This is a genomic window from Pseudomonas sp. GV047 (genome assembly GCF_003058245.1).
GTDB lineage: Bacteria > Pseudomonadota > Gammaproteobacteria > Pseudomonadales > Pseudomonadaceae > Aquipseudomonas > Aquipseudomonas marginalis.
Genome location: NZ_QCWA01000004.1, coordinates 1 through 14,671, shown reverse-complemented (window position 1 = coordinate 14,671; position 14,671 = coordinate 1). Strand labels below are relative to the sequence as shown.

The window sequence follows — 14,671 nt, the reverse complement described above, 5'->3', positions numbered from 1 at the left end:
GCTGTGTTGCTCATACAATGGCGCTACATGGGTAACCCACGCACCTCCTGCTTGACGCCCCAACCTTCGATGATTCCGCCCAGCGGCTCGACCACCGCTTCAAAGTCCTGCTCGAAGTCTCCTATGCCATCGTAGGTTGCAAACATGATCTTGCTCAGTTCCAGGTACCAGGCGCCATCGTCGCGCGCACTGACCTGGGCATTCAGGGACTCACCACGAAATTCACCCGCAGCCCTGCGCGCCCGTTCCTCATCCGGGAAAATGGCGTAGAACTCAATGGGGTGGAACCGTGAAAAGTCGAAGCCGCCTTCTTTCATGCGGCGCAGAACGTTGGTGCTGATGTCTTCTTGATAGGCTGTGCTCATGAAACGTCCTCCTCAAACCGATGGATAGACTTTCCGTGCTTCCCAAAGCCCGCGCGCTGACGGCGCGGGTACCACGGCAACAACATCACCACGGGAAAACAAGCATGTAGCTGACAAGACCAGACCTTAGCGATTCATTCGCTGATCTCACTTGCAGAGTAGCGCGAAGCTATCACCTCCACCAGAGGTGCTTGAATGGCATACAGGAAATGTTCAGGCGGCGGGAGAGATGTCGAGGATTTGAATACTGTTCTGGTCTTTGAGGATCTTGACCGTTGGCTCGGGCTTGCGGCCCTCAAGGTCGTTGAGGTCCAGTTCGGCGGCCACGGGCACCAGCTTGTTGCGGATCATGTGTGCCGCATCTTCGAGGCTGGGCTTGTGCTCGCAGGTGAACTGCTCCACGGACTGTACGCCGTGATCATCAACGAAGGTAATCTGCCACTTTTGCATCGGTGCCTCCTCGATAAAACCCATGTGTGGGCTTACATCTATCTGGACCTTGAGGGCTCGGCAAACGTTCCACTCAAGTCAGGAAGCACCGGATCAAGCACAGTTATTTTTCAGCGTGTTCCTTCAAGGCTTTCAGGGTGTTGAACGGCGCTTCCACCACGAACTTGTTGGCCAGCCACGACGGCACGCTGCCGCCTGGCTCGGTGTGTACCTGGTAGGTGACTTCGGTCTCATTGGCGCCTTTAGGGACCAGTTTCCAGAAGCCCTCGACCTGAGCGACTCGCACGTAGCCTTTTTCTTCGGGCTTGTAGGTCGGCACGCCCTGCAGCTTGCGGGTTACGCTGCCGTCGGCGTCCTTGGTGGTGGTGACATGGATGTACGAATCACGATCGGTCACCGGGAACGGCGCCTTGAACTGGGTGTAGGTCCAGGCCTCATCGCCTTTCTTGTCCACCAGCTTCTGGGATTTGCATTCATGAATCCACGAGCAGGCACCAGCCACATCTTCCTGCAGGGCCTGGATCCTGGCGACAGGCGCCTTGATCACGGTCACACCGCGATACGCCTTGTATTTGGAGCCGGCGACTTCGCTCAGGGACACCTTGATACCGTCTTCATCCTTGGCAACCTGCCAATCCTCAGCCTGGGCAGTGGCAGCAAATACCAGGGTAAAACCGCACAGCACAGCCATTCGTTTCAGCGAACCCATTGTTGTATTCCTTATTGTTGAAGTTCCGATAGTAAAGCCCCTCAAGCCGCCGTCATCTGCTCCCACCAGCCGATCAACCGGATCGCATCGGCCTGGTCGGTGCCGCAGACATCGATATCCGCCTTGAAATCACTGCACACCGCCGGGCGCTCCGGCTGGCCGAACAGTTGGCACAGCTGTTCGACCGACAGGTGCAGGCAGCGTTCGCCCGCCGGTTTGCCATTGGGCATCCCGGGTAACGGCGAACTGATGGAGGGGGCGATGCAGCAGGCGCCACAGCCTTCACGGCAATTCATGACCAGCAGGTCCTCGACGACTCAATAGGGACGGCCGGGCTAGGGTACGCCCTTAAACAGTCGTTTTAAAATGGGTTAACAGGGGTTTTTCGCACAAAACAAAAGTGACCGACCAGTCTGCGACAGATGGTCGACGGCCTGCGTCACTTTGTAGGAAAAAGTTTACTGTTTGAACTCGAATTCCAACGCGGCACCTTCCACTTCACGGCGCTCTTCGTTGCGCAGTTGCAGCTTCATCTCATTGCTGAGCAAACGGCCGTTGATCTGGAACGCACTGTTGTCGGTGGGCTTTTCACCGAACATCGGCGGCAACAACGGCACGCTCTTGGGCTTGGGCACGGTCCCCAGGGGCTGCAGATGCCTGACCATGTCCGAAGGCAGGGACAAATCCAACTGTGCCGGTGGCAGTTTGGTCTGTGCCACTTCCTGGGCTGACTTGGATTTTTTCGCCGTCGACGCACGTTTTTTCGCCGTGGCGGTTGGTTTTTTCGCGACGGGGGCTTGCTTGGTGGGGGAAGGTTTTTTTGCCGGGGCATCCTGCCGGGTATTGGCAGCGGGCTTGTTTTCAGCCACGGGTGCCGCCGCCAGCGCTGTGCCGACGTTACACAGGCTTAACAGGCCAATCACCAAAGCAGCGCGAACAATCGAGGTCATATTGCCTACAGCATTAACGGCAGAGGGCCATATGCTCGCTTGTTGTGCGCGGCATGACAAGCGCGGTGATCAGCCAGCTATCGGCGCTGCGCCTTTTCGGCGCCTCAAAAGCCGGCTGCGGTTTCCTGGCATAGCTGGCTGGCCAGCATCCCCAGGGTCATCAGCGCACGCTCTGCTTCGCGGTTCCACGGTGTGCCGCAGTTAAGGCGAATACAGTGGTTGAACTGCTCGGTGTTGCTGAAGATCAAGCCCGGCGCAATGCTGATGCCCTGTTGCAGGGCGCGCACGTGCAGTTCCTGGGTATTGACCCGCCCAGGCAAACTGACCCACAAGATAAAGCCGCCCGTCGGACGAGTCATCTGGGTGCCTTCCGGGAAATACTGCTGCACCGCCAGTTGGAAGGCGCTGAGATTCTTGCGGTATTCCTGGCGGATGTAACGCAGGTGCCGGTCGTAGCCGCCGTTCTCCAGATACGCTGCCACGCCCATCTGGGTGACGCTGCAGGCCGAGTGGGTGCTGAACATTTGCAGGCGCTGGATTTCCTGCTGGTACTTGCCGGCGATCATCCAGCCGATGCGCACACCCGGCGACAAGGTCTTGGAAAAGCTCGAGCAATAAATGACCCGGTCCAGGCGATCATAGGCCTTGAGGGCCTTGGTGCGGCCGAGTTCGAACATCAGTTCGCCGTAAATATCGTCTTCGACAATCTGGATGTCGAAATCCGAGGCCAGGCGCAGCAACTGTTTCTGCCGTTCCTCGGGCATGGTGCCGCCCAGGGGGTTGCTCAGGCGCGTGGTCAACACCAGGGCCTTGATCGACCATTGGTTGGCGGCCAGTTGCAGGGCTTCCAGGCTCATGCCGGTGGACGGGTCGCTGGGGATCTCGATGACCTTGAGGCCCAACAGGTCGGCCAGTTGCAGCAAGCCGTAATAGGTCGGCGATTCAGCCGCGATCAAGTCGCCGGGGCGTGTCAGCACCCGTAGCGACATCTGCAAGGCGTCAACACAGCCGTGGGTGATCACCACTTCGGAGGGGTCCACCACCACGCCGGCGTCACGCATGCGAATCGCCACCTGGCGACGCAGCGGCTCGAAACCGGGGCTGAACATGTAGCTGAAGGCGCGTGGGCTCTGGAAGCGCGTGACCTTGGCCAATTGCTGGTGCAGCGCCCGTACCGGCAGATAGTCGACGCTCGGCACGGCGGCGCCCAGGGGAAATACACCTTCGCGGCGCGACTCGCCCAATACCTGCTGGATAATGCTGCTGCGGGTGACCAACCCCGGGCGCTCGACCCGCGCGATGTCCGGCGTGGGCGCCGTGAGTGCTGGCGTCTGGTGCACGTAGTAACCGGACTGCGGCCGTGCCCGGATCAGCCCCTGGTCTTCCAGGTTGGCGTAGGCCTGCAATACCGTAGCGTGGCTGACATTGAGCTGGGAGCTCATCTTGCGCACCGAGGGCACGCGCTCGCCAGGTTGATAGACACCGCGACGGATGTCCTCAGCCAGTTGCTGGGCGATACGTTGGTAAAGCAACAGATTGGTCATGACGCAGCACTCGATTTCACGGGTATTTTATTTTTGTGTGAAACATACCAGCACAGTTTAGAAGTGTACGGGGACAGTTGCCACAATAGTCGAGCGCGCGCGGGAGTGACAGTAAAAACTGTAAGGTGAGTGGAGAGAATATTCAGATGTATACAGAACAATGTGGGAGGGGGCTTGCTCCCGATGACGGAGTGTCAGTCGCCGAAAATAGTGACTGGTCCACCGCTATCGGGGGCAAGCCCCCTCCCACCCTTTTGATTTGCGCAAGACTTCAGCGAGCGGCGCCCAACTGGCCCTTCTCGTCGGAGAACACTATTTCCACGCGACGGTTCTGCGCGCGGCCACGCTCGGAGGCGTTGGCTTCCACCGGGTACTGGTCGCCGTAGCCTTCAACCTGGATGCGCTTCTCATCGATCCCCAGGTCCACCAGCACATCGGCCACCGACTGCGCACGATCACGGGACAGTTTGAGGTTTTCCTGCTGACCACCGGTATTGTCGGCGTACCCCTCGATGCGCACCACACGCTTGGGGTTCAGTTGCAGGAACTGCACGATTTTCAACACCGTGCGGTTGGCCGAATTTTTCAACTCCGCTTCGCCGGTATCGAACAGCACGTCGCCCAGGGTCATCACCAGGCCGCGATCGGTCTGGGTGGTGGTCAGGCTGGCGATCTGTTCTTCGAGCCATTTACCCTGCTGCTGCACGCTGATCAGCTTGCTTTCGCGCAGGGCCAATTGCAGGCGCTGGCGTTCCAGTTCGAGCTTGGCGGCACGCTCTTCGTTAAGTGTCTGCTCGGTGTGTTCGCGGGCGATGGCACTGTAGCGCTGGCTCAGGTAGGCGTAATGCACCACGTCGGCACCGCTGCCCCAGTAGCTGGACAAACGGTCGGCCCGCGCCAGGGATTCGCCGGCGCGGATCACGTCCTTGGGTGCGATACGCAGCACGTTGGCGTCTTCCTTGACCTTCTGGAAGTCGCTGCCCGCCTGTTGCAAGGCCTGTTCGCCATTGGGGTGGCTGGCACAACCGCCCAGTGCCGCACTGCCCAGCAGCACCGCACAGCCCAGACCACGGATCATCGGGTTCATTGGGCTTCTCCCAGCTGCAATTGCTTGCGCAGGCGCGTGATGCGGGTGTTGAGCACGTTCAGTTGTTCCTGGCTCTTGCGGGTCAGTACCTGGGCTTCGGCCAGGCGCGCGTCCAGCTCGGCCTGTTCGGCCTGCATGCGCGCGTCCTTGTAGGATTGCTCGGCCATGTCGGCCTTGGCCTGGGCGAATTTGTCCTCGGCCAGTTTCAGTTCGGGTGATTCATCGGCGCTGGCGCCCACGGCGTTGGCTTGTTCCAGGGCTTGCTGGGTGAGGCGAATTTGTTCATTCGGCGCAGGATCGGCCGCACATCCCGCCAGAGCGACAACGGCGAGGGCCGCGAAAAAAGGTCGAAGAGTCACTGAAAATCCCTACTTTGTTGGGGTGCCGACGGGTTGTTGCAATTGCGCTTTCCAACGCTCCAGATTGCGCTGCAGCGCGGCTTCCGTCACACCAGACCCGGGCAATTCTGTCATCTTTTTGGCCAGCTGTCCGCGCAGCCACGGATCATTGCAGGCCGAGTTGTGGGAAATCGCCAGGTACAGGCCGGGCTGATCGACGGGCACGTCGCGGGCGACCAGGTCATTGCTCATCCCTAACGTCTGGGCCATGGCCATGCCGGAGTAACGCCCGGCCAGCACGTAGTCCACTTCCCCCAGCAGCAGTTTCTGGAAGGCCGGGGTCAACGTGGGCAGGCGTTGCAGGGTCAGTTGCTGGCCGGCGAAGGTTTCAAAGTCGCGGCTCAAGCGTGCTCGCTCCGACACTGCACCCTTGTGGCCATGCAGGTCGGCCGCCGTGGTATAGGCCAGCGCCGAATCCTTGCGGGTCCAGACCAGATAATCGAGCTGTACCAGCGCCGGGTGGATGTAGTCGAGGGTTTCCAGCTCGCCAAGGTTCAGCGGTGCATCGGCGAGGATGTCCATGCGCCCGCTGCGCACTTCGTCCAGGGCCAGGGAACGCTTGCCGCCGTAGAGCAGGTCGATTTTCAACCCAAGCTCCTTGGCTACCTGTTGCAAGACATCGGCGGTGGCGCCGATCAGGTGCGTCGGGTCTTGGGGATCGCGCCACAGCAGCGGCGGTGCGTCCGGGCTGCCGGTGATCACCAGGCGGTCACATTTGCCGGCTGCCTGGGTCAGGCTCGGCAGCAGCGTAAGTCCCAGCAGTACGGCCCAGGGGCGCAGTTCCATGGCGGTTTCTCCGGCGTTCAAAAAAGCCCGGGCCAAAAAAAGCCCGGTCACTAGACCGGGCTCTTTATAAGTGAAGCGGCTGGATTAGACCAGCTTCTCCAACTCAGGTACGGCTTCGAACAAGTCCGCCACCAGGCCGTAATCGGCCACCTGGAAGATCGGTGCTTCTTCGTCCTTGTTGATCGCGACGATCACCTTGGAGTCTTTCATGCCGGCCAAGTGCTGGATCGCGCCGGAGATACCGACGGCGATGTACAGCTGTGGCGCAACGATCTTGCCGGTCTGGCCGACCTGCATGTCGTTGGGTACGAAGCCTGCGTCGACGGCCGCGCGGGAGGCGCCGACCGCAGCGCCGAGCTTGTCGGCCAGGGCGTACAGGTGCTTGAAGTTGTCACCGTTCTGCATGCCGCGGCCGCCGGAAACGACGATCTTGGCAGCGGTCAGCTCAGGACGGTCCGACTTGGCCAGCTCTTCGCCGACAAAGCTGGAGGTGCCAGCGTCGTGGGCCGCGGAAACAGCTTCAACGGCAGCCGAGCCACCTTCAGCGGCAACCGGGTCGAAACCGGTGGCACGCACGGTGATGACTTTGACGGCAGCGGTCGATTGCACGGTGGCAATCGCGTTACCGGCGTAGATCGGGCGCTTGAAGGTGTCGGCGCTTTCTACCGAGATGATCTCGGAGATCTGGTCAACGTCCAGCTGCGCGGCAACGCGTGGCAGGATGTTTTTGCCGTTGGAAGTGGCGGCAGCCAGGATGTGGCTGTAGCCAGCGCCCAGCTCTGCTACCAGAGGGGCGACGTTTTCCGGCAGTTGGTGAGCGTAAGCGGCATTGTCGGCCAGCAGTACTTTGCTCACGCCAGCCACTTTGGCTGCAGCCTCAGCCACGGCGCCAGCGCCTTGACCGGCGACCAGTACGTGGATGTCGCCACCGATTTTAGCGGCAGCAGCAACAGTGTTCAGGGTGGCCGGGGCCAGCACCTTGTTGTCGTGTTCAGCGATTACCAAGATAGTCATTTTTAGATTACCTTCGCTTCGTTTTTCAGTTTCTCGACCAGTTCAGCCACCGACTTGACCTTGATGCCCGCGCTGCGTGCAGCCGGCGCTTCGACTTTGACGGTCTTGTTGGTGGAGGCGGTGGAAACGCCCAAAGCATCCGGAGTCAGCACTTCGAGAGGCTTCTTCTTGGCTTTCATGATGTTTGGCAGGGACGCGTAGCGCGGCTCGTTCAAACGCAGGTCGGTGGTGACGATGGCCGGCAGTTTCAGGGAAACCGTCTGCGCGCCGCCGTCGATTTCACGGGTCACGGCAACGTTGTCGCCGCTCACTTCGACTTTGGAAGCGAAGGTGCCCTGGCCGTAACCGGTCAGTGCAGCCAGCATCTGGCCAGTCTGGTTGTTGTCGCTGTCGATCGCCTGTTTGCCGAGGATCACCAGCTGAGGCTGTTCCTTGTCGACAACGGCCTTGAGCAACTTGGCCACGGCCAGGGAGGTCAGCTCTTCAGCGGACTCGACCAGGATAGCGCGGTCGGCACCCAGTGCCAGGGCGGTACGCAACTGCTCTTGAGCAGTGGTCGGGCCGATGGAAACCACAACGATTTCAGTCGCCACGCCTTTCTCTTTCAGGCGTACGGCTTCTTCCACGGCGATTTCACAGAAAGGGTTCATCGACATCTTGACGTTAGCAAGGTCGACGCCGGAATTGTCCGCCTTGACGCGAACTTTCACGTTGTAATCGACAACGCGTTTGACAGCTACAAGAACCTTCATGGATTCCTCGTTACTCTCCGGTGAAAAGAAAGTCGCCTAGGCGAACCTGGCGGTTGATGCTCATCGGCACACAAGGGCACCTCCAAAAACGGCGGCGAATGACCTTGCTCACGGGAAGTGATGACCGTTCGTCAGTGGTGACTGGGAGGTCATTCTTTATCGCGGCGTGTAAACTGCGCGCCATCAATTAAACGCGCGTCACCTGTTTTGCCTTTGCCGTGCTTTTGGACGTGCTCTTGAAACCTACAGTCTGCCTACGGTCTGTGCAAAACCGACCGTATATTGACCGGAACGCCTATTCTGGTCAATACGGCAAAATGGCCAGTCATAAGCCGCGTTGCTTTGATTTACCTAGCCTGCGGGCAATTCAAACAAACGTTTGTATTGGACGCTGACAGTGGTCTATATATAATGCGCCACCTAGAGAGACAGGTGGGTCATCCCCTGCCGTTGCGCACGGCGATGACGGACACGACACCGAACCTCCACCCATTAGAAAAAAAGCCTGTTGAGCCTTGAGTAGGAGATAGCCTGTGGAACGCGAATACATGGAATTCGACGTGGTCATCGTCGGCGCTGGCCCGGCGGGCCTGTCTGCCGCCTGCCGACTGAAGCAGAAGGCCGCCGAAGCCGGTAAGGAAATCAGCGTCTGCGTGGTCGAGAAAGGCTCCGAAGTGGGCGCACACATCCTCTCCGGTGCCGTGTTCGAGCCCCGCGCCCTGAACGAACTGTTCCCGGACTGGAAGGAACTCGGCGCCCCGCTCAACACCCCCGTGGTGCGCGATGACATCTATGTGCTGCGCAGCGCCGACACCTCCACCAAGGTGCCTGACTTCTTCGTGCCCAAGACCATGCACAACGAAGGCAACTACATCATCTCCCTGGGCAACCTGTGCCGCTGGCTGGCCCAGCAGGCCGAGAACCTGGGCGTGGAAGTCTACCCAGGCTTCGCCGCCCAGGAAGCACTGTTCGATGAAAACGGCGTGGTGCGCGGGATCATCACCGGCGACCTGGGCGTCGACCGTGAAGGCCAGCCAAAGGAAGGCGTCTATACCCCCGGCATGGAACTGCGCGGCAAGTACACGCTGTTCGCCGAAGGCTGCCGTGGGCATATCGGCAAGCAGTTGATCCAGCGTTTCAACCTGGACAGCGACGCCGACGCCCAGCACTACGGCATCGGCCTCAAGGAAATCTGGGAAATCGACCCGGCCAAGCACCAGCCAGGCCTGGTGGTGCACACCGCCGGTTGGCCGCTGGACATCATGAGCAACGAGAACACCGGTGGCTCGTTCCTCTATCACCTGGAAAACAACCAGGTGGTGGTTGGTCTGATCGTCGACCTGTCCTACAGCAACACCTTCCTGTCGCCCTTCGATGAGTTCCAGCGCCTCAAGCACCACCCGGTGCTGGCCCAGTACCTGGAAGGCGGCAAGCGCATCAGCTACGGCGCACGCGCCCTGGCCAAGGGAGGTATCAACTCGTTGCCGAAGATGGTCTTCAAGGGCGGCGCGCTCATCGGCTGCGACCTGGGCACCATGAACGTGGCCAAGATCAAGGGCAGCCACACTGCGATGAAGTCCGGCATGCTCGCTGCCGATGCCGTGGCCGAACGCCTGCTGGCCGAATCCGAAGGCGGCGATGAGCTGACCAACTATGTCGACAGCTTCAAGGCAAGCTGGCTCTACGAAGAACTGTTCGCCAGCCGCAACTTCGGCCCGGCGATGCACAAGTTCGGCCCGATCATCGGCGCCGGCTTCAACTGGTTCGACCAGAACATCCTCGGCGGCAAGATGCCGTTCACCCTGCACGACACCAAGCCGGACTACGCCTGCCTGAAGCTGGCCAAGGACAGCAAGAAGATCGACTACCCGAAACCCGACGGCAAGTTGAGCTTCGACAAGTTGAGCTCGGTGTTCATCTCCGGTACCAACCACGAAGAAGAGCAGCCGTGCCACTTGAAGTTGAAAGACCCAAGCATCCCGATCGGCACCAACCTGCCGCTCTACGATGAACCGGCGCAGCGTTACTGCCCGGCGGGCGTGTATGAAGTGATCACCCAGGAAGACGGCGAGAAGCGCTTCCAGATCAACGCCCAGAACTGCGTGCACTGCAAGACCTGTGACATCAAGGACCCTTCGCAGAACATCACGTGGGTCACACCGGAAGGTGCGGGCGGGCCGACTTACCCGAATATGTAAGCCAAGCGAGGCTCCCGAATGGGAGCCTTTTTTATGCAGTCAAACTCGGACAACTGTGGGAGGGGGCTTGCCTGAAATGACTAGGCAGCCCGCTCTTCGCCAGGGTTGCGCTCGAAGTAGCGCTTGTACTCGCGACTGAACTGCGACGTACTCTGGTACCCCACGCTATGCGCCGCCTGCGCCACGCCCATGCCCTCCACCAGCAGCAACTGCTGAGCCTTGAGCAAGCGCAAACGCTTCAAGTACTGCACCGGCGACAGCAGCGTGCAACGCTTGAAATGCTCGTGAAACGTCGACGCACTCATATGCGCGTACCCCGCCAACGTCTCGATATTCAGCGGCTCGGCGTAATGGGCATGCAGGTGATTCAACGACGTGGCGATCCGCGAAAACTGCCCCTGCTGTTCCACCAAGGCGCGCAGCACATCGGCCTGGGGGCCGCGCAAGGCGGTGAACAATAATTCCCGCACCCGCGCCGGGCCCATGATCCGGCTTTCCAGTGGATCGTGCAGGCACTGCAGCAGCCGCTCCACGCAGCCGCGCATGGCGTCATCCAGGACCACCGAACTCATCGACTCCAGGGTTTGCGCGGTCGGCGGCGGACCGGCCTGCATGCCCATGGCCATCACCAACTCACCCAGCACCACGCGGTCGATGCCCACGGTCACCCCCAGCAGCGGCGCACCGGGCGCCATGGCGAATGTCTCGCACTCGAACGGCACCGGCATCGCCTGGATCAAGTAGTGCCCGGCGCCATACTCCAGCGTACGCGGGCCCAGGTAGGCGACCTTGCTGCCTTGGGCGACGAACATCAGGCTCGGCTCGTAGATCTGCGGACCGCGTGCCACGTCGCAACTGGCGCGCAGTACTTGCACACCCGGCAGGTGGGTCGGGGAGAAACCGTCGCGGGACGTCAGCCCCTCGATCAGGGCAACCAGCGTGGCGTTGGCATCAACATGGCGGGTCAACAGCATGGCAAAAAACTTCGCGAATAAGGGATGAGAGCATCATCGCAGGTCTGGCCGCAGATGAATCCAAACAGGGGGCACTCCCGGACGAATAGGCATGAGACTCGGAGCAATCGCCATGGCCGCATCAGGGGGTGACGCGGAAAATGGCCCGCCTCATCTGTCCCTGCTTTTGCGAGGTTTTCGCCATGTATACCGCCATCGGTTACGCCGCTCAGTCGGCCACCACTCCCCTCGCCCCCATGTCGTTTGAACGCCGCAGCCCGCGCGCCGATGACGTGGCCATCGAGATTCTCTACTGCGGCGTGTGCCATTCCGACATCCACCAGGCGCGCAACGAATGGGGCATCGCCGTGTACCCGCTGATGCCGGGCCACGAGATCGTCGGCAAGGTCACCGCCGTCGGCGCCCGCGTGACCGCGCATAAAGTCGGCGACCTCGTCGGTGTCGGCTGCATGGTCGATTCGTGCCGCCACTGCGAAGCGTGCAAATCGGACCTGGAGCAATATTGCCTCGAAGGCCCGACCATGACCTACGCCACACCGGACCGCGTCGACGGCAGCAACACCATGGGCGGTTACTCCGACAGCATCGTGGTCAGCGAGCACTTCGTGGTGAAGATCCCGGCCAAGCTCGACCTGGCCAGCGCCGCGCCGATCCTGTGCGCGGGCATCACCACCTATTCGCCGCTCAAGCACTACGGCGTCAAGGCTGGCGACAAGGTCGGGGTTCTCGGCATGGGTGGCCTGGGCCATATGGGCATCAAGTTCGCCAAGGCCATGGGCGCGGAAGTGACACTGTTCACCCGCTCGGCGAGCAAGGCTGAAGAAGGCCGCCGCCAGGGTGCCGACCATGTGATCGTGTCCACCGATGCCGAACAGATGCAAGCCGCCGCCGGCAGCTTTGACTTCCTGCTCGACACCATCCCGGTGCAGCACGACCTGAACCCCTACCTCGACGTATTACGCTTTGATGGCGTGCACATCCTGGTTGGCCTGATCGAGCCCGTGGCCCCACCGGTCAACGCCGCCAAACTGGTATTGGGGCGTAAAGTGCTGGCCGGTTCGCTGATCGGTGGCATTGCCGAAACCCAGGAAGTCCTGGATTTCTGCGCCGAGCATGGCATCACCTGCGACATCGAAATGCTCGACATCCGCCAGATCAATGAGGCCTATACCCGCATGATCGCCGGTGATGTGAAGTACCGCTTTGTCATCGACATGGCAACCTTGAAGGTCTGATCAGGCCTTCGCACCCAACTCCGCCGACAGCCGCGCTGCGACCTGTTTGATCACAGGGATCAGCTCGGCCATTTTCTCCAGCGGCATGTAGGGCACGGTACTGGCGATGCTGATGCCGGCGACGATTCGCCGGCTGGCATCGCGCACCGGTGCCGCTACGCAACGGATCGACGGTTCGTTGTCTTCCAGGTCGAACGCATACCCGCCCACCACATACTCACGCATGCGCTGCTCGAACTGCGCCCAGGACTGTTCTGGATGCTGCGGCCATTGCAGGTTTTTCCCACCCGCCGGCAGGCTGGTCTCGTACAAGCGCTGCCACTCTTGCACCGAGTCATCCAGCAGCATCGCCTTGCCCACGCCCGTGCGCGCCAACGGCATGCGATGGCCGACCCGCGAGCGCATTTCCGGACCGTTGCGGCCAGGGTTCTTGTGCAGGTAAAGCACATCGTCGTATTCGCGAATGGCCAGGTGGATGGTGTCGCCGGTCAATGCCGACAGCTCATCCAGGTACGGCACCGCCAGGGTCACCAGCGGCAGCTCTTCGCGGGCCTGAAACCCCAGCTCGATCAACTTCGGCCCCAACAGGTAGCCGACTTGCGGCACCACGCGCAGGTAACGCTCTTCCACCAGGCAACTGGCCAGGCGGTGGGTGGTGCTGCGGGTGGTGCCGATGCGCCTGGCGATCTCTTTCAGATCCCGCGCACCGGCCGCCACCGCCTGCACGACGCCCAGGCCACGCAGCAGGGTCTGGGTGCCGGTGGGGGCAGCGTCTTTGACGGGGGTGTGGGCGTTTTCCTGCATATCGGGCCTATAGGTATGAAAGCGGGGGCATTATGGCAAATACCGTCCCTCAATACAGTGGCGATCCAAAGGTGGGAGGTGTTCGGTCTAGCGCTGCTTCATGCGGTCGATGATGACCGCCAGCAACAGGATCGAACCACGAATCACGTACTGGTAGAAGGTGTCGATATTCTTCAGGTTCATCGCGTTCTCGATGATCGCCAGGATCAGCACCCCGGCAATCACATGGCGGATCATGCCGATGCCGCCGCTCAACGACACCCCGCCCAGCACGCAGGCGGAAATCACCGTCAGCTCGAACCCCTGGCCGATCATCGGCTGGCCCGAGGTCATGCGCGAGGCGAGGATCACCCCGGCCAAGGCGCCGATCAGGCCGTGCACGGCGAAGATGATGATCTTGGTGCGATCAACGTTCACCCCGGCGAGCAACGCCGCTTCCTGGTTCCCCCCGATCGCCATGGTGTTGCGCCCATAGGTGGTGTAGTTCAACAGCCAGCCAAAAAACACAAAGCACAGCACGGTGATGATGATCGGCACCGGCACGCCCAACAGTTGGCCGTTGCCGAACACAAAGAAATCCTCGTTCATCACCCCCACCGCCTTGCCGTTGGAGAAGATATAGGCCAGGCCGCGCACGATCTGCATGGTCGCCAACGTCGCGATCAACGCATTGATACGCAGCTTGGCGATGACAATGCCGTTGATCAGCCCCACCACCAGGCCCATGGCCAATGCAGCGGACACACCGAGCGCCACGCTGTCAGTGTCGCGAATCACGATCCCCGCCACCACACCGGCGCAGGCGATCACCGAGCCCACCGACAGGTCGAAGTGCCCCGACGCCAGGCAGAACAGCATGGTGCAGGCGGCAATGCCCACGGTGGAAATCGCCAGGCCCAGGCCACGCATGTTCAGCGGCGAGAGGAAGTTGTCGATAAACAGCGCGCTGAGCACAAAGATGCCCAATGCCGCCAGCAGCATCACCCAGTCATCGAGAAACTTGCGCTGGTTGAAACCCGGCCAGAAGCCCTTTGCAGTTTTTACCTGAGACATGCCTACACCCTCTTATTCTTCAAGCCCGCGAACGCGGGAGTGCCAATTGCAGCAGGCGTGCTTCATCCGCTTGATCGCGGCTCAGCTCGCCGGTCAGCGCGCCTTCGCTCATCACCAGGATGCGATCGGAGATGCCCATCACTTCCATCAGGTCGCTGGACACCACAATCACCGCAATACCGCTGGCGGCCAGGTTATGAATGATCTGGTAGATCTCCGACTTGGCGCCGATGTCGATGCCGCGGGTCGGCTCGTCCAGCAGCAGCACCTTCATCGGCATCGACAGCCAGCGGCCGAGAATGGCTTTCTGCTGGTTGCCGCCGGACAGGTACATGATCTTTTGCGCGGCGGT

At 60.8% G+C, this 14,671-nt stretch carries 16 protein-coding genes and 1 pseudogene; 2 read left to right on the top strand and 15 right to left on the bottom strand.

Annotation, left to right across the window (positions count from 1 at the left end):
• Positions 1 to 23: 23 nt before the first annotated feature.
• From C8K58_RS11145 to C8K58_RS11095, 11 genes are all read right to left on the bottom strand, one after another.
• Complete coding sequence (locus C8K58_RS11145; RefSeq protein WP_015885395.1) at positions 24 to 365, bottom strand: ribonuclease E inhibitor RraB; 342 nt, start codon at positions 363 to 365, stop codon at positions 24 to 26.
• Between the two features lie 213 nt (positions 366 to 578).
• A complete protein-coding gene (locus C8K58_RS11140) occupies positions 579 to 815 on the bottom strand; it encodes a hypothetical protein (RefSeq protein ID WP_027603638.1) in 237 nt (78 codons plus the stop codon).
• Positions 816 to 918: 103 nt separating this feature from the next.
• Positions 919 to 1,524 (bottom strand): START domain-containing protein, encoded by a 606-nt coding sequence (locus C8K58_RS11135; RefSeq protein ID WP_027603637.1) that lies wholly within the window; start codon positions 1,522 to 1,524, stop codon positions 919 to 921.
• Between the two features lie 41 nt (positions 1,525 to 1,565).
• Complete coding sequence (locus C8K58_RS11130) at positions 1,566 to 1,820, bottom strand: YkgJ family cysteine cluster protein (RefSeq protein WP_017527406.1); 255 nt, start codon at positions 1,818 to 1,820, stop codon at positions 1,566 to 1,568.
• 162 nt (positions 1,821 to 1,982) lie between these two features.
• Positions 1,983 to 2,474, bottom strand: coding sequence for a translation initiation factor 2 (locus tag C8K58_RS11125; RefSeq protein ID WP_092355457.1), 492 nt, complete (start codon positions 2,472 to 2,474; stop codon positions 1,983 to 1,985).
• A 104-nt stretch (positions 2,475 to 2,578) separates the two neighbouring features.
• Positions 2,579 to 4,018 (bottom strand): PLP-dependent aminotransferase family protein, encoded by a 1,440-nt coding sequence (locus C8K58_RS11120; protein WP_017527404.1) that lies wholly within the window; start codon positions 4,016 to 4,018, stop codon positions 2,579 to 2,581.
• 271 nt (positions 4,019 to 4,289) lie between these two features.
• Complete coding sequence (locus C8K58_RS11115; RefSeq protein WP_027603635.1) at positions 4,290 to 5,105, bottom strand: OmpA family protein; 816 nt, start codon at positions 5,103 to 5,105, stop codon at positions 4,290 to 4,292.
• Complete coding sequence (locus C8K58_RS11110; RefSeq protein ID WP_027603634.1) at positions 5,102 to 5,464, bottom strand: DUF4398 domain-containing protein; 363 nt, start codon at positions 5,462 to 5,464, stop codon at positions 5,102 to 5,104. Before C8K58_RS11110 ends, C8K58_RS11115 begins: the two co-directional genes overlap by 4 nt.
• A gap of 9 nt (positions 5,465 to 5,473) precedes the next feature.
• Entirely contained in the window at positions 5,474 to 6,289 is an 816-nt protein-coding gene (locus C8K58_RS11105) for an ABC transporter substrate-binding protein (protein ID WP_027603633.1), read from the bottom strand.
• Between the two features lie 84 nt (positions 6,290 to 6,373).
• Positions 6,374 to 7,303 carry an electron transfer flavoprotein subunit alpha/FixB family protein gene (locus tag C8K58_RS11100; protein WP_027603632.1) on the bottom strand — a complete coding sequence of 310 codons (930 nt, stop codon included), beginning with the start codon at positions 7,301 to 7,303 and terminating at the stop codon, positions 6,374 to 6,376.
• A gap of 2 nt (positions 7,304 to 7,305) precedes the next feature.
• Positions 7,306 to 8,055: an electron transfer flavoprotein subunit beta/FixA family protein gene (locus C8K58_RS11095; protein WP_065924817.1), complete on the bottom strand. Its 750-nt coding sequence runs from the start codon at positions 8,053 to 8,055 to the stop codon at positions 7,306 to 7,308.
• 533 nt (positions 8,056 to 8,588) lie between these two features.
• Here C8K58_RS11095 and C8K58_RS11090 point away from each other — a divergent pair.
• Complete coding sequence (locus tag C8K58_RS11090; protein WP_027603630.1) at positions 8,589 to 10,253, top strand: electron transfer flavoprotein-ubiquinone oxidoreductase; 1,665 nt, start codon at positions 8,589 to 8,591, stop codon at positions 10,251 to 10,253.
• Positions 10,254 to 10,333: 80 nt separating this feature from the next.
• On the opposite strand, the gene C8K58_RS11085 is transcribed toward C8K58_RS11090, so the two are convergent.
• Positions 10,334 to 11,227 carry an AraC family transcriptional regulator gene (locus tag C8K58_RS11085; protein WP_027603629.1) on the bottom strand — a complete coding sequence of 298 codons (894 nt, stop codon included), beginning with the start codon at positions 11,225 to 11,227 and terminating at the stop codon, positions 10,334 to 10,336.
• 182 nt (positions 11,228 to 11,409) lie between these two features.
• Here C8K58_RS11085 and C8K58_RS11080 point away from each other — a divergent pair, with 182 nt between their 5' ends.
• Positions 11,410 to 12,462, top strand: a complete 1,053-nt coding sequence (locus C8K58_RS11080) for an NAD(P)-dependent alcohol dehydrogenase (protein WP_092359806.1) — start codon at positions 11,410 to 11,412, stop codon at positions 12,460 to 12,462.
• On the opposite strand, the gene C8K58_RS11075 is transcribed toward C8K58_RS11080, so the two are convergent.
• The 3 genes and pseudogenes from C8K58_RS11075 to araG form a co-directional block, all read right to left on the bottom strand.
• A complete protein-coding gene (locus C8K58_RS11075; RefSeq protein ID WP_027603627.1) occupies positions 12,463 to 13,266 on the bottom strand; it encodes an IclR family transcriptional regulator in 804 nt (267 codons plus the stop codon).
• Between the two features lie 87 nt (positions 13,267 to 13,353).
• Positions 13,354 to 14,319: an L-arabinose ABC transporter permease AraH gene (gene araH / locus C8K58_RS11070; protein WP_065924819.1), complete on the bottom strand. Its 966-nt coding sequence runs from the start codon at positions 14,317 to 14,319 to the stop codon at positions 13,354 to 13,356.
• A gap of 19 nt (positions 14,320 to 14,338) precedes the next feature.
• Positions 14,339 to 14,671: pseudogene (gene araG / locus C8K58_RS11065) on the bottom strand (L-arabinose ABC transporter ATP-binding protein AraG); the annotation flags it as partial.